Origin of the sequence: Methylobacterium haplocladii (assembly GCF_007992175.1) — a bacterium.
Taxonomy (GTDB): domain Bacteria; phylum Pseudomonadota; class Alphaproteobacteria; order Rhizobiales; family Beijerinckiaceae; genus Methylobacterium; species Methylobacterium haplocladii.
This window is the reverse complement of record NZ_BJZT01000008.1, coordinates 64,668-85,085: the sequence shown is the minus strand read 5'-3', so window position 1 is coordinate 85,085 and position 20,418 is coordinate 64,668. Positions and strand designations below refer to the sequence as shown.

The following is a 20,418-nucleotide window of genomic DNA, read 5'->3' as shown; positions in this document are numbered from 1 at the left end:
GCCCATCAGGCCCGGGGATCGAGCAGCCCCTGCAGCACACGGATGTCGTGACGGGCGCAGGTGTCCGGTAGCCGCGGCTCGGCCCATCCGCGATCCGAGACCGTGTAGCCGACGGCCTCCATCAAGCCGGCTACGAGTGGTGCGGGCGCGCCGTAGACGCCGTGGGTTTCGACGAGCAGGACGCGCGGCCGGATCGTCATCTCGCGCAGGATCTGCACCTCGGCGCCCTCGCAATCGAGTTCGAGTACGTCGCAGGCAGGCAGTTCCTGGGGTGGAACGACCGTTCCGACCTCGGATGCGCTGCCGTAGACGGCGATGTTCCGGCCGACGACGGCGTGATGGACGGTGAGATTCTCGATCGCGTTCAGGCTGGCCGTCCGCTGGACGAAGCCGCAATTCTCCGAGCTGCCCTCGAAGCATTCGACATGGCCGGTGGGGCCGGTGCGCAATGCCGCGACGACTACGGTGACGCCGATGCCGCCTCCGACGACCACGACCCGGTCGCCCGGCCTGACATGCGCGTTGAGGCCTGACACCAGCGCCGCTTCGTAGCTCGGGCAACCGCTCGGATCGCTCATCCACCACGGCAGCCAGGAGGTCGGCACGAACCGGTCGGCGGTCTTGACGTCGTAACAGGTCAGGACGCCGCCGAGACGTGCCGGCGGCCCCTCCGGCAGAAACGGGCGCACGCCCCGTCGGTAACCCACGCCGATGCCCCGGCTCAGGACGGCCCGCGTGCCGCCCTCGCCGAAAATCTGCCGGACCTTTTCCAAAACCGCCATGTGCGTGCACCCGGCCATGTCCGGCAAAACCAGACGATCAGTCCCGCGAAGGCTGCCTTCTTCCAAGGGGCCGTGGGCGATGTAAAGTCGCACCCGGAAGAAAGGTTCGTGCGCGGCCTGAGCATCGAGGGAAGACGGGCACAGCTGGTGCTGGCAGTGTCGCCCCATGACGGACACCGCCATCCTCGTGACGCCCGAAGCGGACCCGGCCCTGCCGATGGTCATCGCGGCCACAGGTTTCGCCTTCTTGCTCGTCCAGCTCGACGTTTCGATCGTGAACGTCGCGCTGGCGGCGATGGGAAGCGGGCTCGGCACGGACGTCGATGGGCTGCAGTGGATCGTCGACGCCTATACCCTGGCCTTCGCGGCCCTGCTGCTCTTCGCCGGAACGCTCGGCGACAGGATCGGCGCGCGAAAGGTGTTTCTGAGCGGCTTCGCATTGTTCATTGGCTCGTCTGCCGCCTGCGGGCTGGCGACAGGCCTCGTCGCGCTCGTGATGGCGCGCGTGGCGCAGGGCGCGGGTGCGGCGCTGATGGTGCCATCCTCCCTGGCTCTGCTGAACAACGCCTGTGCCGGCGATGCGGCCGTCCGGTCGCGGGCGGTCGGGCTGTGGACCGCGACCGGGAGCGCCGGGCTCGCGGCGGGTCCGGTGCTTGGCGGCTTCCTCGTCGATGCCTTCGGTTGGCGCAGCGTGTTTCTCGTGAACGTGCCCGTCGGCGTCCTCGGCATTGCCTTGACGCTGCGGTTCGTCCGCGAGGCCGCGCGGCGGCCGGGCAGCTTCGATGCGGCGGGGCAGGTGCTCGGCATCGTCGCGCTGGTCGCGATCGTCGGCGCGGCGATCGAGGCGGGCTCGCGCGGTTGGCTCTCGCCGATCCCGCTGACCGCCGTCGTGACGGCGTTCGTGGCGGCGAGTGCCTTTCTCTGGGTCGAGGCGCGCAGCCGCGATCCGATGCTGCCGCTGGCGTTCTTCCGCAATCCCGCCTTCAGTGCGGCAACCCTCGTGGGACTTTGCGTCAACCTGACGCTCTACGGCATCCTGTTCGTGCTGAGCCTCTACCTCCAGCACGAGCGCGGCTATTCCCCCGCCGAGGCCGGTCGCGCCTTCCTCCCCTTCACCGTGGTGCTCGCTCTCGCAAACGTCGTGGCCGGGCGGATCGCCGGGCGGGTGACGGCACGTCCGCTGATGCTCGCGGGGCTCTGCATCGGCGCAGCGGCCTATGCCGCGCTGAGCGCGACCGGCGAAGCACACGACGCGCTGGCACTCCACGGCGGACTCATCGGGCTAGCGATCGGGATCGGCATCACCGTGCCGACGATGACGAGCACGCTGCTCGCCGGTGTGCCGGCCGAGCGCGGGGGCGTCGCGTCGGGCGTGCTGAATACCGTGCGGCAGGCGGGAGGCGCGCTCGGCGTCGCGCTGTTCGGAACCTTGCTGGCCTCCGATGCACGGATGGGCCTGCACGCGGCCGCATTGGTTTCGGCCGGCTTGCTCGCTTTGGCCGCCATCGTGGTGGCGTTCGCCGTCGGCAGGCGATCAGCCGAGTAGCGCCGCCTTGTCGACGTCGAGCGCTGCGGCCAGAGCGTCGAGTACCTTGTGCTCGGTTTCGGTCACGCCGCCCTTGTCGGCGACGTCGGCAGCGATCAGGAAGACGTGCTGGCGATGCTCCAGCGGCCGGTCGGCGATCGCAGCGACGAGGGTCGTGTTCTCGAGCCGGCCTGCCCGCAATTCGGCCCGCGCCAGCGCCTCGTAGAGCTCTTTCTCGAGGGCGAGCGTGTCGTAGGATTTCGCGAGGATCGGATTGGCGCGCATGCTGACGAGGGCGGATTCGATCTCCTCCTCGTCGGTCTCGCCGTCGGCGACGATGACGTTGGCCGCTGCGGCAACCGCAGCCTGCATGAACACGGCATCGCCCGCATAGGACATGACGGCGCGGTTGATGCGGACGAGCGCGTCCTGAAAGAACCCCATCCCGGTCTCCTCGCGACGGCCGCCTCGGCCTCCAAGGATTGGCCGGAACCGTCGCCGGATCGTTCACAGTCGCTTGCGCTCGCGTCAAGCCGCGCTTCACTGCTTGCGGTCACCCTCGCCTGTGGATGTCGGACGACGAGGTGGCTACGCGCACGATACAAGCGACCGCAACCATGAGCTCCTAGAACGATCGGCTGCAGGCAAGTGCGAAAGCGCGCTGTCGCCGATGCGGCGTTCAGCCCTGGAGGTGGCAGCCGTGAAGTCCACTGGTGTCGTCGATCTCGGACAGTCGACCCCTCAACGCAACAATTGCGATGCCTCCGACGAACCGCGCTTGGTGATCCGCCACTTGATCGGACCGGGCTGCTCCTCGTCCTCGCGGTCGACGAGGCCGCGCATCCAGAGTTGGAGCATCGCCAGATGCTCGTCCTGCGGCTCCTGGCCCGTGAAGGTCATGGGGTTGCGGCGCAATGCCAGCAATAAAAACCGCTGTTTCTCACTCAGGTCCATATGACTAGGACGAGCGGGGCAGGATGCGATTTAGCCCGGTTTTGGCCGATCCTTGGCGCAAATCGAGACTTTCGCCATTCAGGGCTGCTTCTGTCGGACTGGTGAGGCTCTCGGCGGCCGACCGCGCTGCACGACTTACGGCATAACGCCCAAGAGCTTCAGCCCCGCAGCCAGTAAAATCGCGACCGCGGACAAGGCGAATTCGAGCGGTACCGATTTCCAGAGCGCAGGCGATGGCTCCGCCGCGCGCACGACGCAGGTGAGGGTCTCGTCCATGGGCGTTCTCCCGGGTGCCCCGTCTTACGCGGCGCTCCTGAGGACGCAGTATAGTGCAAAATAGTGTCTTTCGGGAAGCGCCGGTTCGATGCACCTCCCGAACGGTTCAGGCGATCTGCGTCGTCATGTCGACGGTCGGAGCCTCTGTGCTCGCCTTCACCAGTCCGATGGCATGCTCGCAATCTTCGCGGCGGACATAGCCCTCGCCGGAATCGGCGACGACGTTGCCGTTCTGGACCCTCAGCCGCCAGCGCCATTCGCCGCCGGCATCCCGATACAGTTCGAACCGCATGCGCTGACACTCCAAGCTGCAATGGCTCCGGACAAAAAGATGGGGCCGTCGGGCCCGAGCGACAACGCCCGGAGCCGATGGCCCCTATCGAATCATGCCGGTCGGATCAGGAACGCGGAGCGCGGTCCAGCCAACCGATATTGCGGCCTTCGCCGCCGCCACCGCCCGCCGGACGGGGGGCGCGGCCCTGCTGAGGACGGGCGTCGTTGCGGGTGTCGGTACGCTGGCCCTGGCGAACGGCCGGACGCTGGTCCTGTCGTTCACCCGGACGAGCATCCTGGTGTGCGACGCGATTGACCACGGAAGCACCGTCGCGACGGGCCGGACGGCCTGCCTCCTGACGGTTGTTCGGACGGCCGTTGTTGCGGCCGGCTCCGGGAGCGCCGCCGCCGGGGCGGCCCTGACGCTGGCCGGGACGGCCCTGCGGTTGACGCGGCGGACGGCGTGCCTCGTCGGCGGCGGTCTCGGCCGCTTCCTGGCGCGACGGGGCGGAGAACCCCTCGGGGAAGGCGCCGACCGGCACCTTCTGGCGGGTGATCCGCTCGATGTCGCGCAGGTAGGCCCGCTCCTCGTCGTTGCAGAACGAGACGGCGAGACCGGTCTTGCCGGCGCGCGCCGTGCGGCCGATGCGGTGCACGTAGCTCTCCGGCACGTTCGGCAGGTCGTAGTTCACGACGTGACTGACGGACTCGACGTCGATGCCGCGGGCGGCGATGTCAGTTGCGACCAAAACCCGGCAGGAGCCGTCCTTGAAGGCGGCAAGCGCCCGCTCGCGCTGGGGCTGGGATTTGTTGCCGTGGATCGCCGAAGCGTTGACGCCGGCCTTCTCAAGACCCTTCACGACGCGGTCGGCTCCGTGCTTGGTGCGGGTGAAGACCAGAACGCGCTCGTAATCCGGATCGCGCAGGATGTGGTTCAGCAGCGCCTGCTTGGCGCCGGTGTGGACGAAGATCACCTGCTGATCGACGCGCTCGGCGGTGGTCGCAACCGGCGTCACGGCGACCTGGATCGGATCGCGCAGATACTGGTCGGCCAGCCCGGCGATGTTCTTCGGCATGGTGGCCGAGAAGAACAGGCTCTGGCGCTCCTTCGGCAGCATCTTCACGATTCGCTTGAGAGCGTGGATGAAGCCGAGGTCGAGCATCTGGTCGGCCTCGTCGAGGACGAGGATCTCGACGCCTTCCAGCGTCAGTGAGCGGCGCTCGATCAGGTCGATCAGGCGGCCGGGCGTGGCGACGAGGATGTCGACGCCGTTGGCGAGCGCGCGCTCCTGCCGGCTGATGGTCACGCCGCCGAACACGACGGTGCTCGTCAGCGGCAGGTGCTTGCCGTAATCCGAAAAGCTCTCGGCGATCTGGCTGGCGAGCTCACGCGTCGGCGAGAGGACGAGGACGCGACAGCCCCGGCGGGGAGCGCGGGTGCGCTTCAGGGACAGGCGGTGCAGGATCGGCAGCGCGAAGGCCGCGGTCTTGCCGGTGCCGGTCTGGGCGATGCCGCAGATGTCGCGGCCTTCCATGGCGGGGGCGATGGCCTGCGCCTGAATCGGAGTCGGCGTGGTGTAGCCGGCCTCCTCCAGCGCCTTCAGCACGGGCTGGGCGAGGCCGAAATCGGTAAACTGGGTCAAGTGGTGTCTTTCGGGCAGCGGGACCGCGACTCGATCGCCATAGGACGGCGCGAGAATGTGATGGGTCCGTTGTCTCGGGGACGGCCCGCGTGATGGGGCAGTCAGGGTGCATGCACGTTATGAAGAGAGGGGCCGGAACGCGTCCGACGCGAAGCGCGGACATGGACCGTCACGCAGCCCTCTCAAGCGAACCCTGTTCGGTCGCTGACGCTGCAGTTGCACTATGCGCATGCCGCAGTGCAAAGTCAACGCCGGTCATGCATCGCAATATTGTTCCTCGGCCCCGCAAGGCTTGGCAGTGCGGCACGGCGAGTGCACTGCACAGCTCCGGATAGCGCGCACCGGACGCAGATGTTTCGAGATGACACGATCGCGACGGGGTCCGCGTCGCGACGACGGGCGATGGTGCGGAAGCGGGACCGTAACGTATCCTATGCTACAAAAGCTCGAGGCGCACCGACGCGCGGGTTCGAGCCCGGTCCAGTCACGCTTGCGTCGGGGACCGGGATGATCGCGCGCCACACCCTCACCTATGTCGGATCTCGCGCGGTGGCTGCGGCGCTCAACATGGCTTCGCTCGCCGTGTTCACGCGGCTGGCGCCCGTCGACACCTTCGGCACTTACCTGTTCATCCTGTCCTGGGCGATCGTGCTTTACGGCGCGACCTGCCAATGGCCGAAATTCGCGTTCTTCGCGCTCTACGACGAGGCACGCGCGCCGGAGCAGATCGGCACCCTCGTCCGGATCCTTGCGGGCCTCTTGGGCCTGACCGCCCTGGCAACGGCTGCGGCCGCGATCTTCGGATTCGTCGAAGCGCGTTTCGCGGCCGCGGTGATCGCTGCGACGGCCGGCACGACCATCTTCGAAGGCATTCTCGAGATCGCGCGCACCCGGCTCGCCGCCGAGACCGTCGCCATGTCCGTCGTATCGCGGGGCGCCCTGGTGCTCGGGCTTGGCAGCATGGCTCTCGCGTATGAAGGCGACGCGCGCGATCTGGTCCTCGCCGTCGGGCTCGCCAACGCGCTCGCGGCGATTCCCGCCGGGCTCTCGGTCTGGCCGCTGGTCCGGCGCGGCCGCGGCAGCATGCCGGAGGCGCGGCGGCTCCTGGCCTATGGCTGGCCGCTGGTGCTCTCGTTCGGCATCGCCGCCCTGGCCCAGACCATCGACCGGCTGATCATCGGCAAGACGGTCGGCACGGAGGATCTCGGCTCCTATGGCGCGATCGGCGACTTTCTGCGCCAGAGCTTCGTCGTGTTCGGCGAGAGCATCGCGCTATCGATGATCTCGATCGCCAAGCGTGACGCACGCGACGGCGGTATGGAGGCTGCGCGGCCGGTGCTCCGCGACGCTGCGCGGGCGCTAACGCTGATCGGTGCCTTCGGCGCCGTGTTCTTCCTGACCTTCGACGAGGCGATCGTGTCGATCCTGCTCGGGCCGAGCTATCGGGACTCCGCGATGGCGGTGGCGCCGTTTCTGATCGCAGCGAGCATCTGCATGATGTTCCGCGCCTACTACTTCGGTCAGGTGATCTACTTCACCGGGTCGAGCACGCTGGACGCGATCGCCTCGACGGTCCTGCTCGTCGCAACCGGCGGCTTGTCGCTGCTGCTGATCCCCCAGCAAGGGGTCAAGGGCGCGGCGATCGCCCTCGCCGCCGGGCAGGCGCTGGCCTGCCTCGTCTACATCTTCGGAGCCAACGGTCGGATCCGGATGCCGCTGCCCGTTCTCGACATCGCGCTCATCACGGCCTGCGCGCTCGGCGCCTACGCGGCAATCGCCAGCCTCGATCTGCTGATCGGCGGCACGATGCCAGCGCTTCTCGCGCTCAAGGCCATCGTCATCGGTCTCGCCGCGGCGGGAGCCGCATGGCATTTCAACATCATCGGACTGGCGGAAAGCATCATGCGGCGAGCACGGCGCACAACTTGATGCGGACCACGAGGGGCCAAAGCCGCTTGGGCCGGACGCCCGACGGGCTCGTCGTCTCGGTGCGTCCGCTCGGGGCGACGGCGCCGATGCTAGAAGCCTGGCGTACTCTCGGTCGCGACAGCCTCGTCGAGAACCTGTTCTTCGAGGCGGATTTCGCCATGGCCGCCGCCGAGGCCTTCGGCGCGGGTATCCGTATCCTGAGCGTCAGCGATCGGCCGCCGGAGGAGCCGGGGGCACGCCTCTTGGCGCTCTGGCCCTGCCGCATCGTCCGCCGTTGGGGCATCCCGCTGCCGGCTCTGATGGGCTGGACCCATGGTTTTTCGATTTTCGGGGCTCCGCTTCTCGCACGCGACGATGCGGAGCGCGGGTTGAGGGCGCTGCTCGATGCCCCGAGGTGCCTCGGATTGCCGCGTCGTCTCCTGATGCCCTACCTGCCGCTCGACGGCCCGTTCGCCGCGCTGCTCGACCGTATCCTCGCCGAAACCGGCCAGCGCCGGGCTGATTTCTGGGCACACGAGCGCGGATTTCTCGACGTGTCGGGGAGCAAGGCATCGGCGCGCGAGAGCTATCTCGCGGCTCATGTCTCGCCGCGCAAGATGAGCCAGCTCGCCCGCTGCCTTCGGCGAATGTCGGCAGGCGGCGCGGTCGAGTATCAGATCGTTCGCGATCCCGCGGACCTCGCGGATGCGCTCGCCGACTACGTCGCCTTGGAGGCAGCGGGCTGGAAGGGACGTGCCGGCACGGCAATCGGACAGCGGCCGGCGGAGGCCGAGTTTCTGAGCAGACTGATCGCGTCGTATGGCGCGAACGGCCGTGTACGTTTCGACCGCCTGCGCCGCGACGGCTGCAGCCTCGCGTCCTCCCTGGCGCTGGAGAGCGCGTCGACCTTCTGGTTCCTGAAGATCTCGCACGACGAGACCGAGGCGAAGAACTCGCCCGGCGCGCAACTCGTCGAGCGGGTGACACGGTCGCTGCTCGCCGACCGCCGGATCAAGACGGCCGATTCCTGCGCTCCCCCGAATTTCCCGCTGATCAAGACCTTCTGGAGCGAGCGGCGCCGGCTGGCGCACGGATTGATCGAGGCCGGCGGCGGCGACCCGCTGTTTCGTGTGGCCGCCGGTCTCGAAGGTCTGCGGGCCCAGGCGAGCCGCGTCCGCTCCGGCAAACCGGGATAACCGGATCCGGACGCTTAGCCGCCGGGCTCGTCGAACCGGCTCCAGCGAAACACCTCCCGCCCGGCGCCGTCGATCACCCGAACCGCCTCGGCGCGGGTCTGGGAACGCTGCGGCGCGCGTGCTCGGGCGAACACGCGCAGGGCTCGTTCGGTGGCGCTCTCCAGATCGCTCACCCGTACGGAAATGCGCTGCTGTACAGGGATTGCAGGCGTGCCATCGTCGAGCCCGAGAAGCTCGATGTGAAAGGTCTCGCGGACGGTCAAAGGCCTGGCGGCTCCGATGGGCGGTTCGGTTCTTCAGATAGACGATCGCGCGCCCGGCGGCAGGCCCAATGGTGCCACGTCGTGGCAGATCCGGCGGAGATCGGGCAGGCCAGCCGATAAGTCGGGTTCCTGCGTAGAACCATGCCCGACGGCTTTGGCATTGCGGTGAAACATGCGAATGCAACTCCGCTGCGTCCGCTGGATCTCGACACGCGAATCGTGCGTGTCCATCCGATCTGGAACGAAAGCACCTGCGTCCTCGCCTGGGGTGCATGCCTGCGCCAGATGTGATTGACTGGTCTCGAGAAGGCGACGAACGAGAACAATCATGGCGACCAAGCCCTTCGTCACGTCGGACTGGCTGAAAGAGCATCTCACCGCGCCCGACATCGTCGTGCTCGACGCCTCCTGGTATCTGCCGGCACAGGGCCGCGATGCCGAGGCCGAATACCGTGCCGCGCATATTCCCGGCGCGATCCGCTTCGACATCGATGCGGTCAGCGACGAGACCTCGTCACTGCCGCACATGCTGCCGCGCCCCGAGGTGTTTTCCTCGCGGATGCGTGCGCTCGGCATCGGCGATGGTGCACATATCATCGTCTATGACGGGCTCGGTCTGTTCTCGGCGCCCCGCGCCTGGTGGATGTTGCGGACCTTCGGTGCGCGCGATGTCGAAATCCTCGAAGGCGGCCTGCCGGCCTGGATCGCCGCGGGCTATCCGACCGAGGATGGCGAGGCACTGCCGCGCCAGCGCCGACACTTCAGCGCCCGGCTCGATCACGGCTCGGTCGCCGATGCGAGCGACGTTGCACGCGCGCTCGATCGAAATGGCGCTCAGGTCGTCGATGCCCGCTCCGGCCCGCGCTTCCGCGGCGAAGAGGCCGAGCCCCGTCCCGGCGTCCGTCCGGGCCACATGCCGGGCGCCCGCAATGTCCACTATGCGGCGCTTCAGGCCAACGGCCGGCTGAAGGACGAGGCATCGCTGCGCGCGGCGTTCGCCGAAGCCGGCGTCGATCTCGATCGTCCCGTCATTACCACCTGTGGCTCCGGCGTAACCGCCGCCATCATTTCCCTCGCTCTGGAAATGCTGGGCCGTCCGTCACGCGCGCTCTATGATGGATCGTGGGCCGATTGGGGATCTGACACATCTCGGCCCGTCGCAACCGGCCCGGTCTAAACGTCGGAGGCCGGGCGTCCTCGTCCGCACGGCCGTCGCGACCCGAGCGCAATGTTCGTCTCCTAAAACGATGCGCTTTCGCCACACAGGCGACGCCACGATGAGCATCACCGATTCACGTCTTGTAACATTATCACATCCAAGCAATGAAACGTTGTAACGTTCATTTGTGAGGCGTGATGCGGGACAAGACGGCGGCCGGAGGAGGTATTGGGTCTCGGCGGAGCGTGCTGCTGACCGGAACCGTGTTGTCGATCGGACTGCTGCCTCTCGCCGCGCTGGCGGCCCCGCAGGCCGAGACGACATTGGACGAACTCAGCGTGACCTCGGTGAGTCCTGTCCAGGCCAAAGGTACGGCTGGATCGCGGGTCCCGACCGGCGTGCTGCCGGTGGTCACGGACACGTTCTCGCCGGTCACGATGGTCACGCAGGACCAGATCTCCCGCAACCAGCCGACGTCCCTCGGCGATGCCCTCTTCGACCGGCCGGGCCTGTCGTCGTCGAGCTACGCACCCGGTGCAGCCTCCCGGCCGATCATTCGCGGACTCGATAACGCCCGGGTGCGCATCCAGGAGAACGGCGTCGTCAGCGGCGACGTTTCGGAACTCGGTGAGGATCACGCGGTCCCGATCAACCCGCTGGTCTCCGACCGGATCGAGGTGATCCGCGGTCCCGCGACCCTGCGCTACGGGTCCGGCGCGATCGGCGGCGTGGTCTCGGCCGAGAACAACCGTGTGCCGACCTTTATTCCGCCCAACGGCGTCCAGGGCCAGGTCACCACCGGCTTCTCCAGCGTCGACAATGGAAGGCTCGGCGCCGCCACGGTCGATGCCGGTGGCGACGGGGTCGCGATCCATGCCGACGGGTTTCGGTCAGCCGCCGACAGCTACGACACGCCGGCCGGCAACCAGCGGAATTCCGCGAACGAATCGCAGGGCGGCTCCGTCGGCATCTCGGCGATCGGCGACCGCGGCTTCGTCGGCGTCTCCTTCAGCCACTACGACGCGCTCTACCAGATCCCCGGCGGCGAGGCCGCCGAGAGCCGCACCCGGCTCGATCCGCGCCAGGACCGTGTGATCTCCCGCGGTGAGTACCGCCCGATCGACGGCCCGTTCGAGGTGATCCGCTACTGGGCCGGCGCCTCGGTCTACCGCCACGACGAGATCGGGATCGGCGGCGACGGCATCGACGGCATCCAGGCGACCTTCAAGAACCGCGAGGCGGAGGGCCGGGTCGAGCTGCAGCACGTCCCGGTGACGACCGTGCTCGGAACGCTCACCGGCGCCCTCGGCCTCCAGAGCGGCCGCCGCGTGCTGAACACCCAAGGCGAGAGCTTCCTGCCGCAGACGGAATCACGCTCGAACGCGCTCTACCTATTCGAGGAACTCACGCCCGTGCAGGGCCTGCGTTTCCAGGCGGCCGGCCGCATCGAGGGTGATCGGCTCAACAGCACCGCCCGGCAATTCCCGAGCGATTATCTCCCGGTCGCAGGCGAAGACCCGGCCGCCTACGCGCTGACGCGCCGCTTCGCCCCGAAGAGCCTCAGCCTCGGCGTTCTGCAGGACCTGCCCTACGGCTTCGTCGCCAGCCTGAACGGCTCCTATGTCGAGCGCGCCCCCACCGGCTACGAGCTGTTCTCGCAGGGGCCGCACGACGCCACCGAGACCTTCGAGATCGGCGACCCGACCCTGAGGCTCGAACGCGCCCGCACCGTCGAGGTCGCGATCCGACGGGCCGAAGGGCCGCTGCGCCTCGACGCGACCGGTTACTACACGCGCTACACCGGCTTCATCTACAAGCGCGACACCGGCATCCGCTGCGGGGACGATTTCGGCTCCTGCGGCAGCGACGACGAACTGCGCCAGATCGTCTACTCGCAGCAGAACGCTACCTTCTACGGGGCTGAGATCGGCGCCCAGCTCGACGCGGTACCCGTGGGTAACGGCTGGGCGGGCGTCGAGGCGCAGTACGACTTCGTGCGGGCGCAGTTCGACGACGGCAGCAACGTGCCGCGCATCCCGCCGCACCGCCTCGGCGGCGGCGTCTTTCTGCGGGCGGACGGCTGGTTCGCGCGGGTGAACCTGCTCCACGCGTTCGATCACACCGAGATCGCCCCCTTCGAAACGACGACGCCCGGCTGGAACGATCTGCGCGCGGAGGTCAGCTACACGAAGCCGCTGGATCCGGGCATCTACGGCATCAGCGAAGTCACGCTCGGCCTGCAGGGGCGAAACCTGCTCAACGACGACATCCGCAACTCGGCATCCTTCAAGAAGGACGAAATTCTGCTGCCGGGCCGCAACATCCGGCTCACTCTGACCGCGCGGTTCTGAAACGAGAAGGGCGCGCCCGCGAGGACGCGCCCTTCATGGCTCCGAGCGGGTCGGATCAGCCGTGGCAGGCGCAGCCGGCATGGTCGCAGCCGGAATGATCCGGATGGCCGTCGGCACACTCGTCACAGCAGAACGCTTTCTCATCGCGCTTCACGGCCTTCTCGACCGAGACCACGCAGACGCAGTCGGGGCAGGCGCACTTCACCATGTTGACGTCGACGCTGGCCATTTCGCTCTCCCGAAAATGTGTTCCGCAGCATGAACGAAGCGGATGCGGCGCAGACTGTAGAACGAAAAAGCCAGGCTCGCGAGGAGCCCGGCTCAAGATCGCTTTCGGTTTTCGAAAGGGTGAGGCGCCGACGCATCGAAACCGGGATCGATCGCCTCAGCGACGGATCTTCACCTTGGCCTTGCGTGCGGCATAGCGGGCATCGCGTTGCGCCTTGCGTTCCGCGGTTTCCGCGGCCTTGCGTTCGGCGAAGGCGAGGGCTTCGGCTTCTTCGCGCTCGATCTGCGCCTTGAGTTCCGCCTCTTCGCGCAGGCGCTTCTCTTCGGCCGCCTTGCGCTCGGTTTCGACGCGGATGCGTTCCCGTTCGCGGGCGCGGTCCTCTCGAGCTTGGGCGACTTGCTGGCGGTGCTTGGCCTTGGCGATCATCTCCGGATCGTCGAGGGAAGGCCGGGACTTGAACTTCTCAAGCAGGGCCGCCTTGGCATTCTGCGAGTGCTGGCGGCGGTCGTCGAAATTACGATAGTCGAATGCGCTCATATGACCTTTCTCATGTCGTAACGCAGTGACCCTCCGGAGCGGCGTTGCTGCACAGTCCGGCGGAAGCGGCCCCTCTGTGGGCTCGTGGGTGGCCGAAAGCGGCCGGGTTGCTGACGCGGGCAGTCGATGCACGACCTGACATGAACATTCAACGAAGACCGTTGCTGTAGATCGTGGATCGGCGCTGTTTTTTCGGGACCGTTGCGCGAACGAAACCGCTGGTATCGCCGCCGCGTGTGCTCAACTCGCCTGAAGATTGATCGCGGCCGGTTTGCCGCTACGGCGGTCGTTCTCGATCTCGAAACTCAGCTTCTGGCCCTCGGCGAGGACGCGCAGGCCTGCCGCCTGCACGGCGGAGACGTGGACGAACACGTCCCTGCCCCCGGTATCCGGCTGTATGAAGCCGTAACCCTTGATTTCATCGAACCATTTGACGGTGCCAGTCTGCATGCGTTCATCTCCGTTTGGTCGACCCCGTCCGAGGAAAGGGTGTCCGGGCGCCGGCCTGAAGCCATTGCCGCCGTCGATGTGGAAAAGGTCGTCCGGCCGCGGCTTGCCGTCACGCGGACGGTGTCTAAAGACATGCGGTCGACGGGGTTGCGCGATGAAAATTAGGTAGGTCGCGCCCTCGCGAGGGGCAAGAGTCCGTGGCCTGCTCGGTGCAGCCGTAGAGGGTCTCACAGAAGTGGAGCGTTCGCCGGTCAAGGTTGCCCCGGGCACGCCCTTGCAGCTAGGCTTGAGCCCAACGAAGGTCGCAATGCGGCGCACCGGTCGAGCCTTGCCGCTCCATCTGTGCCGCCGAGCGGCAGATCCGTCGAGGGGTTGGGCAGATGGTAGACGGTTCGTTCGAGATTTGCGGGCACAGCTCCGTCGAGCGGCGACGTTCGGCCGGATGAGATCCCGCGATTAAGTGCCAGTCCTGACCCTGTCCCAGGGCCCCCATCACAACGGCCGGCGTGCCGTGCGTCGGCTTGCCTCTGCGATGCTGGCAACGAGCGCGCTTGCCTTGGCCGTGCCGCAGCCGGCGCGGGCCTTCGACCTGTTCGGCCTGTTCGGCTCCGAGGACGAGCCGCCGCAGCCGACCGCCACCGCCCTGCCTTACAGCGTGCGCATCACCGGCGTCGACGACAGCGATATCGTCCAGGCGCTTCAGGACACCTCGACGCTCTACCGCCTGCGCCAAGAGGCTCCGCCCGACGGCGAGGGACTCGTGCGCCGGGCTGAGGCCGACCAGCGCCGGCTGACCGACGTGCTGTCGGGCTATGGCTACTATCAGGGAACGGTCACGATCCGGGTCGCCGACATCGCCGTCGCCGGCGAAGCCGCGCTCAATGCTGCCGCACGCGCGGCGGAGCGGTCGCGCGCCCGTACTCTCGTGCCGGTCAAGATCGCTGTCGATCTGGGGCCGGCCTACACCGTGCGTTCGGTGTCGGTGCGCGACCGGGCCGGACGGTCGTTCCCGAGCGACGTGCTACCCGAGCGCTTCACCCGTACCGACGACGATGTGCCGGCCCGCTCCGCCACCCTGCTCGCCCGCGAGGCCAGGATCGTCGACCGCTTCCGGGCGCTCGGCTACTCCTTCGCGAAGGCCTTGTCCCGCGATCCGGTGGTCGACGACGCGGCCCACGTCATGGACGTGACCTTCACTATCGATCCCGGCCCGAAGGCGGGGATCGGCGAGGTCAGCGTGACGGGCGCCGAGGGTATCGACCCGGCGGTGATCCGCTCCTTCATCTATTCCGAGCCGGGCGACCCGTATTCGCCGAAGGCCATCGCCGAAATCCGCCGGACGATTGCAAAGGTCGAGGGCGTAGGATCGGTTCGCGTGCGCGAGGGCGAGAGCCTCGACGCGAACGGCAACCTGCCGGTCTTCGTCGAACTCGGCGAACGCGAGCGGAACCTGCTCGGCGTATCGGCCCGCTATTCCACCGTCGACGGTCCGGGCGTGCGCGCCTACTACGCCAACCGCAACCTGTTCGGCGGCGGCGAGACCTTCCGGCTCGACGCCGACATCTACTATCTCGGCCTCGGCTACGATCCGTTCGCGCAGCAGCGCAAGCTCGCCGGCATCGACACGTCGGGACTCGGCGGCCGGCTCTCGGCGACCTTCGTCAAGCCGGCGCTCGACGGCAGCCGCAACGACCTGCTCGCCAACGTCTTCGTAACCCGCGAGGTGCAGCAGAGCTATCTCGTCGACGCCGCAGGCGCGTCGGTCGGCCTGCGCCACCGCTTCTCCGACAGCTTCTCGGCCCAGGTCGGGCTCGACGGGCAGGTCGGCCGCTCGCAGGATGCGCTCGGCAAGGTCGATTACCGGCTGATCGGCGTGCCGGTCTCGGTGACCTACGATTCCACCGACAGCCTGCTCGATCCGACGCAGGGGTTCCGCCTGCTCGCCTCGGCAACGCCCTATCCGAGCTTCCTCGGCTCGGACCCGGGCATCTTCGTCGCGAAGGCGCAGGGCTCGACCTATTACGCCCTCGACGAGGAAGCGAACACGGTGCTGGCCGGCCGCCTCGGCTTCGGTTCGGTCTCCGGCGCCTCGCTGGCCGAGATCCCCGACAACTTCCGCTTCTTCGCGGGCGGCGGTGGATCGGTGCGCGGCTTCGCCTTCCGGACGCTTGGGCCCCGCGGCCCATTCAACCTGCCGATCGGCGGGCGCAGCCTGCTCGAGATGTCGCTCGAGGCGCGCATCAAGGTCACCGATACCATCGGCATCGTGCCGTTCTTCGACGCGGGCACGGCCTTCGCCTCGTCCCTGCCCGATTTCGATGAGCGTATCCGCAAGGCGGTCGGGCTCGGTCTTCGCTACTACACCGGCATCGGGCCGATCCGCGTGGACCTCGCCTTCCCCCTCGACCGGATCAAGGGCAACCGCGAGCGCCCGGTCGCCCTGTATATCAGCTTGGGTCAGGCCTTTTGATGGTGGTTGCCGGGATCGGACGAAGCCACGCTCTCGCCGCCCTGCTCTGCGTTCTCCTCCTCGCGGTGCTGGTTCCGGCCGGGTTCTCCCGCGCGGCCGACGGCGAGAAGACCGTCCTCGGCGGTCTGCTCTCGAAGGCGCTCTCGACATCCGCATCGAAGGTGTCGATCGGCGCCGTCGATGGGGCGCTGTCCTCGGACTCCATCATCCGCGACGTCACGATCAGCGATCGCGACGGTGTTTGGCTGAAGCTCGACCGCGCCCGGCTGGTCTGGAGCCGCCTCGCCCTGCTCTCGGGCCGGCTCGAAGTCGACAGTCTGGAAATCGGCCGTCTCGACGTCCTGCGCAGGCCGCTGCCCGATCCGAATGCGGTTCCGGTCGAGGCGCCGGACGGCAAGTTGCTTCCGGACCTTCCCGTGAAGGTCGAGATCAAGGGCTTCAAGCTCGCCGAACTGGTTCTCGGCGAGACGATCGCCGGCCAAGCCGCTCGGCTCGCGGCCGACGGCAAGGTCAAGCTCGGCAATCCGTCCGAGGGTCTCGACCTCAACGTCGACGCCCGCCGCCTCGACGCGGCCGGGCGCTTCATCGCCAAGCTGCTATTCGTGCCGAAGGGCGAGACGCTCGAACTGAAAGCCAGCCTCGTCGAGCCGGCCGGCGGCCTTCTTTCGCGGGCCGGCAACCTGCCCGGCGAACCGCCGATCAATCTCGATCTTGACGGCCGCGGTACGCTCGATGCCTGGAATGCCCGGCTCGATTTCGACGCCGGCCCCGACATCGGCGCCAAGGGAAGCGCCCGCATCTCGCGCATCGGTACGGACCGGCGCCTGAGCCTCGACCTCGTCTCGCGCATCGAGGGGCTCGTCCCCGGCCCTGCCGCCGCGATCTTCTCCGGCACGACGAAGCTCGACGGGGGCTTGAGCTTTTCGGATAGCGGCGCTTTCCGGATCGATCGGCTCGACCTGACCTCGCGAACGGCCCGCCTCATCCTCGGCGGCGGCATCACCGCGGATCGCGTCGCCGACCTGACTATCCAGGCTCGCGCCGTCCCGACCGAGGGCGGCGTCACCAGGGCCGCCGAGACCGAGTTGCAGACCCTCGTCTTCGATGGGAGCGTCAGAGGTCCCCTCGCCTCTCCCGTGGTGAAGGGCGCCCTGAACGCGAAAGGCTTGCGCACCAAGGACTCGTCCCTCGACCGGATCGAGGCGAAGGTCGGCGCGGAGCCGATCGGAGCCGATCCGAAGGCCACGCGCTTCGCCCTCACTGCGGATGCCAGGATAGAGGGCCTGCGCCTCGCCGACCCGGCTTTCCGCCGCGCGATCGGCTCGCGCGCCGCCCTCACATTGCGCGCGACTTCGACGCCGGACGGCAACCTGGACATCGCCAGCCTCGTGCTCGATTCCGATACGGCCAACCTGAAATACGCCGGCCGCATCGGACAGAACGTCCTGACGGGCACTGTCGAGGCGGCGCTGGCGGATATCGGCGTCTTCTCCAACGTGGCCGGCCGCGCCCTTGCGGGGCGTCTCGATGCGAAGGCGGCGCTGAGCGGCGATCCGGCGCGCAAGTCCGTCTCTGCGGATCTCGACCTACGCGGGCAGGATCTCGTCCTCGGGATTGCGGCAGTGGACGACCTTCTCGGACGGGCGCCCAGCATCACGGGCCGCGTATCGCAGGCCTTCGATGGCTATGGCTTCGAGGGGGTCAGGCTCGCCGGCGCGGCGACGACGGCGACGCTCCAGGGCCAGGCGACGGCAACGCGGGCCGACGTCACCGGGCGGATCGACCTCACCGACCTCGCGGCCCTCGACGAACGGCTGACGGGCCGTGCGAATCTCGATGCCCATCTCACCGGCTCCCTGAACCGGCCCGATCTCGCCCTGACGATCGCCGCACCGACCGCCACGGCGAATGCCAAGGCCATCCGGGATCTGCGCGTCGACGCGACCCTGGCCGATCTCACCGGCGCCATGAACGGCGATGTCCGCCTGAGTGGAAGCGTGGCCGGCAAGCCGCTCACCGGCACGGCGCGGATCGCGCGCCAGACCCAGCAGGATTGGTCCCTCGATTCGCTCGCCTTGGCGCTCGGCTCCGTCGCGATCGACGGGCGCGCGGCGGTCGACGTCGGGACGCTGCTGAGCGAGGGCCGACTCGCAATCCACGCCGGCAATCTCGACGACCTCTCCCCGCTGGCGCTCGTGCCGATGGCCGGTTCTCTCGATGCGAACGTCACGCTGTCGCGAGACGGCGGCCGGCAGGATGCCGCGATCCGCGCCACCGGCGCCTCCCTGCGCTACGACCGCTTCGGTCTCGCCCGGCTCGATGCCGACCTGACGGCGCGCGATGCTTTCGCACGGCCGGTCATCGACGGCCGGCTCAGTGCGGATCGTCTCGTTGCGGCGGGCCAGACCATCGACACAGTCCGGCTCACCGCAGCCGGTACCCCGCAGGCGAGCGACGTCACCCTGACGGCACAGGCGCGCGGGTTCGCCCTCGACGGCGCAGCGCGGCTCGTTCCGGGCGAGGCCACGCGGATCGAGCTGCAGCGCTTCTCGGCGGCGCGCGGCGGCGACCGGGTTGCGCTCGCTGGCCCGGCCAGCATCACGCTCGAAGACGGAGCGGCGGTCATCGACGGCCTCAGCCTCGCGGCGGGCTCGGGCCGCGTGACCGTACAGGGTCGCGCCGGACAAGCGCTCGACCTCAAGATCGGCATCCGCGCCCTTCCCCTGGCCTTGGCGCGGATCGCCGCGCCGAGCCTCGCCCTTTCCGGCACGCTCGACGGCGACGCCGACGTGCATGGTTCGGCCGAACGTCCCGCGGGGCGCTACGCCCTCACGGTCTCGCGCCTCGTCGCGCCGGAGACCCGCAAGGCCGGGCTGCCGCCGATCGATGCCAAGGCGAGCGGCACGCTGGGCGACGGCAACGCCAGCATCGACGGTCGCGTCTCGGCCGGACGCGGCGCGGAGGTCACCGTGACCGGCTCGCTGCCGATCGAGACCGGTGGCGCGCTGGCGCTGCGGGCACGCGGTAATCTCGACGCGGCCATGGCGAATTCGCTGCTCAGCACCGGCGGCCAGCGCATCGGCGGCCGGGTCGCCCTCGATGCCGGCGTGTCGGGGACGCTCGCCGCGCCCCGCGTCGAAGGCTCGGCCACGCTCTCGGGCGGCAGCGTCAGCGATCCGCTCAACGGCATCCGCCTCACCGACATCCAGGGCCGCGTCAACGGCCAGGGCGAGACACTCGTGCTCGAACGGCTTACGGCCGCGACCCGCAACGGCGGCCGTCTCTCTGTCGATGGCCGGGTCGCCCTGCAGCCGGCCTCCGGTTTCCCGGGTTCACTTCGCATCGTCGCCGACCGGGCCGAGCTGGTATCGAGCCCGCTGATGACGGCCGTGACGAACCTCAACCTCGCGCTGAGCGGCCCCCTCGCCCGCACGCCCCGCGTCTCGGGCCGGGTCGACGTCGTCTCCATCGACGTCTCGGTACCCGATCGCCTGCCCGCGACGGTGCAGCCGCTCCCCGGCATCCGTCACGTCAACACCACCCCCGAGATCCGCGAAAGACTTGCGAAGCGGGCGGACCGCAAGGCGCAGGTCGCTGCGGCCGGCCGCAGGGGCAAGAGCGCGGCGGCGTTCGATGCCACCCTCGATCTCGTCATCAGCGCTCCGAACCGCATCTTCGTGCGAGGCCGCGGCATCGATGCGGAGCTCGGCGGGGAGCTTCACGTCACCGGCTCTTCGCGCGATCCACGCGCCAACGGCGATTTCGAGATGCGGCGCGGCCGCATCAGCATCGTCGGCCAACGCCTGGACTTCACCCGCGGCCGCCTGAATTTTGCGGGCGACGTCACCGCGCCCGACCTCGACTTCGTCGCGGAGACAAAGGCTTCGGATGTCACCGCCCGCGTTGCCGTCTCCGGCCCGGCCAATCAGCCCGTGTTCGCACTGACCTCCGACCCGGCCCTGCCGCAGGACGAGGTGCTGTCCCGGATCCTGTTCAAGAAGGCTTCCGGCAACCTTTCGCCGTTCCAGGCGCTCCAACTGGCCCAAGCTGCGGCGCAATTTTCCGGCGCGGCCGGCGGCCCGGATGCGTTCGAGGCGGCCCGCAAAGGCCTCGGGCTCGACAGTCTCGATGTCTCCACGGGTGCGAGCGGCGGCCCGGCTATCGGCGCATCGCGCTACCTCGCGAAGGATTTGAGCGTCGGTGTGAAGGCTGGCGCCAAGCCCGCGGATACGGCGGCCACCGTCGATTACGACGTGACCCGTCGGATCAAGCTCAAGGGCGAGGCCGGCAGCGATGGCCGCACCTCCGTCGGCGTCGGTGCGGAATGGGAGTGGTAGCGTATCGCTCATGCTGCCCAGCGCGCATGAAAAAGGGGCCGGTTGCCCGACCCCTTCGACAGTTG

At 68.4% G+C, this 20,418-nt stretch carries 17 protein-coding genes; 7 read left to right on the top strand and 10 right to left on the bottom strand.

The window, feature by feature from the left end:
- Window positions 1-5: 5 nt before the first annotated feature.
- Window positions 6-782, bottom strand: coding sequence for a class I SAM-dependent methyltransferase (locus MHA02_RS05210; protein WP_147077258.1), 777 nt, complete (start codon window positions 780-782; stop codon window positions 6-8).
- 166 nt (window positions 783-948) lie between these two features.
- On the opposite strand from MHA02_RS05210, the gene MHA02_RS05205 reads away from it, so the two are divergent.
- On the top strand, window positions 949-2,328 hold the full coding sequence (locus MHA02_RS05205) for an MFS transporter (protein ID WP_147077256.1): 1,380 nt from the start codon (window positions 949-951) through the stop codon (window positions 2,326-2,328).
- Here MHA02_RS05205 and MHA02_RS05200 read toward each other — a convergent pair.
- The 5 genes from MHA02_RS05200 to MHA02_RS05190 all read right to left on the bottom strand — a co-directional run bounded on the left by MHA02_RS05200 (window position 2,317) and on the right by MHA02_RS05190 (window position 5,453).
- Complete coding sequence (locus MHA02_RS05200; protein WP_147077254.1) at window positions 2,317-2,751, bottom strand: tellurite resistance TerB family protein; 435 nt, start codon at window positions 2,749-2,751, stop codon at window positions 2,317-2,319. The genes MHA02_RS05205 and MHA02_RS05200 overlap by 12 nt on opposite strands.
- 297 nt (window positions 2,752-3,048) lie before the next feature.
- A complete protein-coding gene (locus tag MHA02_RS22030; protein WP_170249037.1) occupies window positions 3,049-3,207 on the bottom strand; it encodes a hypothetical protein in 159 nt (52 codons plus the stop codon).
- A gap of 189 nt (window positions 3,208-3,396) precedes the next feature.
- A complete protein-coding gene (locus MHA02_RS22025; protein WP_170249036.1) occupies window positions 3,397-3,537 on the bottom strand; it encodes a hypothetical protein in 141 nt (46 codons plus the stop codon).
- A gap of 106 nt (window positions 3,538-3,643) precedes the next feature.
- Window positions 3,644-3,829: a YegP family protein gene (locus MHA02_RS05195; protein ID WP_147077252.1), complete on the bottom strand. Its 186-nt coding sequence runs from the start codon at window positions 3,827-3,829 to the stop codon at window positions 3,644-3,646.
- A gap of 106 nt (window positions 3,830-3,935) precedes the next feature.
- The gene (locus MHA02_RS05190; protein WP_147077250.1) at window positions 3,936-5,453 is read right to left on the bottom strand and encodes a DEAD/DEAH box helicase; all 1,518 of its coding nucleotides are present in this window, start codon (window positions 5,451-5,453) and stop codon (window positions 3,936-3,938) included.
- A gap of 507 nt (window positions 5,454-5,960) precedes the next feature.
- On the opposite strand from MHA02_RS05190, the gene MHA02_RS05185 reads away from it, so the two are divergent.
- Both MHA02_RS05185 and MHA02_RS05180 read left to right on the top strand, forming a co-directional pair.
- Window positions 5,961-7,382, top strand: a complete 1,422-nt coding sequence (locus MHA02_RS05185) for a lipopolysaccharide biosynthesis protein (protein WP_147077248.1) — start codon at window positions 5,961-5,963, stop codon at window positions 7,380-7,382.
- 26 nt (window positions 7,383-7,408) lie between these two features.
- A complete protein-coding gene (locus MHA02_RS05180; RefSeq protein WP_238180303.1) occupies window positions 7,409-8,557 on the top strand; it encodes a GNAT family N-acetyltransferase in 1,149 nt (382 codons plus the stop codon).
- A gap of 14 nt (window positions 8,558-8,571) precedes the next feature.
- Here MHA02_RS05180 and MHA02_RS05175 read toward each other — a convergent pair whose 3' ends face one another.
- The gene (locus tag MHA02_RS05175) at window positions 8,572-8,820 is read right to left on the bottom strand and encodes a hypothetical protein (RefSeq protein WP_147077244.1); all 249 of its coding nucleotides are present in this window, start codon (window positions 8,818-8,820) and stop codon (window positions 8,572-8,574) included.
- 328 nt (window positions 8,821-9,148) lie between these two features.
- Here MHA02_RS05175 and sseA point away from each other — a divergent pair, with 328 nt between their 5' ends.
- Together sseA and MHA02_RS05165 are read left to right on the top strand one after the other, a co-directional pair.
- Complete coding sequence (gene sseA, locus MHA02_RS05170) at window positions 9,149-9,997, top strand: 3-mercaptopyruvate sulfurtransferase (RefSeq protein ID WP_147077242.1); 849 nt, start codon at window positions 9,149-9,151, stop codon at window positions 9,995-9,997.
- Window positions 9,998-10,176: 179 nt separating this feature from the next.
- The gene (locus tag MHA02_RS05165; RefSeq protein ID WP_147077240.1) at window positions 10,177-12,330 is read left to right on the top strand and encodes a TonB-dependent receptor; all 2,154 of its coding nucleotides are present in this window, start codon (window positions 10,177-10,179) and stop codon (window positions 12,328-12,330) included.
- Window positions 12,331-12,385: 55 nt separating this feature from the next.
- Here MHA02_RS05165 and MHA02_RS05160 read toward each other — a convergent pair whose 3' ends face one another.
- The 3 genes from MHA02_RS05160 to MHA02_RS05150 all read right to left on the bottom strand — a co-directional run bounded on the left by MHA02_RS05160 (window position 12,386) and on the right by MHA02_RS05150 (window position 13,546).
- Window positions 12,386-12,559 (bottom strand): metallothionein, encoded by a 174-nt coding sequence (locus tag MHA02_RS05160; protein ID WP_147077238.1) that lies wholly within the window; start codon window positions 12,557-12,559, stop codon window positions 12,386-12,388.
- Window positions 12,560-12,715: 156 nt separating this feature from the next.
- Entirely contained in the window at window positions 12,716-13,096 is a 381-nt protein-coding gene (locus MHA02_RS05155; protein ID WP_147077236.1) for a DUF6481 family protein, read from the bottom strand.
- Between the two features lie 240 nt (window positions 13,097-13,336).
- Window positions 13,337-13,546, bottom strand: coding sequence for a cold-shock protein (locus MHA02_RS05150; RefSeq protein ID WP_147077234.1), 210 nt, complete (start codon window positions 13,544-13,546; stop codon window positions 13,337-13,339).
- 532 nt (window positions 13,547-14,078) lie between these two features.
- Between MHA02_RS05150 and MHA02_RS05145 the strand changes: the two genes are divergently transcribed.
- Together MHA02_RS05145 and MHA02_RS05140 are read left to right on the top strand one after the other, a co-directional pair.
- Window positions 14,079-16,016, top strand: coding sequence for an autotransporter assembly complex protein TamA (locus MHA02_RS05145; RefSeq protein ID WP_147077232.1), 1,938 nt, complete (start codon window positions 14,079-14,081; stop codon window positions 16,014-16,016).
- The gene (locus MHA02_RS05140; RefSeq protein WP_147077229.1) at window positions 16,016-20,353 is read left to right on the top strand and encodes a translocation/assembly module TamB domain-containing protein; all 4,338 of its coding nucleotides are present in this window, start codon (window positions 16,016-16,018) and stop codon (window positions 20,351-20,353) included. The genes MHA02_RS05145 and MHA02_RS05140 overlap by 1 nt, the downstream gene beginning before the upstream one ends.
- The last annotated feature ends 65 nt before the right edge of the window (window positions 20,354-20,418 follow it).

Excerpts from the sequence above, each read along its gene's own strand:
- MHA02_RS05210 (WP_147077258.1), bottom strand. The coding sequence starts at position 782 with ATGGCGGTTTTGGAAAAGGTCCGGCAGATTTTCGGCGAGGGCGGCACG.
- MHA02_RS05205 (WP_147077256.1), top strand. The coding sequence starts at position 949 with ATGACGGACACCGCCATCCTCGTGACGCCCGAAGCGGACCCGGCCCTG.
- MHA02_RS05200 (WP_147077254.1), bottom strand. The coding sequence starts at position 2,751 with ATGGGGTTCTTTCAGGACGCGCTCGTCCGCATCAACCGCGCCGTCATG.
- MHA02_RS22030 (WP_170249037.1), bottom strand. The coding sequence starts at position 3,207 with ATGACCTTCACGGGCCAGGAGCCGCAGGACGAGCATCTGGCGATGCTC.
- MHA02_RS22025 (WP_170249036.1), bottom strand. The coding sequence starts at position 3,537 with ATGGACGAGACCCTCACCTGCGTCGTGCGCGCGGCGGAGCCATCGCCT.
- MHA02_RS05195 (WP_147077252.1), bottom strand. The coding sequence starts at position 3,829 with ATGCGGTTCGAACTGTATCGGGATGCCGGCGGCGAATGGCGCTGGCGG.
- MHA02_RS05185 (WP_147077248.1), top strand. The coding sequence starts at position 5,961 with ATGATCGCGCGCCACACCCTCACCTATGTCGGATCTCGCGCGGTGGCT.
- sseA (WP_147077242.1), top strand. The coding sequence starts at position 9,149 with ATGGCGACCAAGCCCTTCGTCACGTCGGACTGGCTGAAAGAGCATCTC.
- MHA02_RS05165 (WP_147077240.1), top strand. The coding sequence starts at position 10,177 with ATGCGGGACAAGACGGCGGCCGGAGGAGGTATTGGGTCTCGGCGGAGC.
- MHA02_RS05160 (WP_147077238.1), bottom strand. The coding sequence starts at position 12,559 with ATGGCCAGCGTCGACGTCAACATGGTGAAGTGCGCCTGCCCCGACTGC.
- MHA02_RS05155 (WP_147077236.1), bottom strand. The coding sequence starts at position 13,096 with ATGAGCGCATTCGACTATCGTAATTTCGACGACCGCCGCCAGCACTCG.
- MHA02_RS05150 (WP_147077234.1), bottom strand. The coding sequence starts at position 13,546 with ATGCAGACTGGCACCGTCAAATGGTTCGATGAAATCAAGGGTTACGGC.
- MHA02_RS05145 (WP_147077232.1), top strand. The coding sequence starts at position 14,079 with ATGCTGGCAACGAGCGCGCTTGCCTTGGCCGTGCCGCAGCCGGCGCGG.
- MHA02_RS05140 (WP_147077229.1), top strand. The coding sequence starts at position 16,016 with ATGGTGGTTGCCGGGATCGGACGAAGCCACGCTCTCGCCGCCCTGCTC.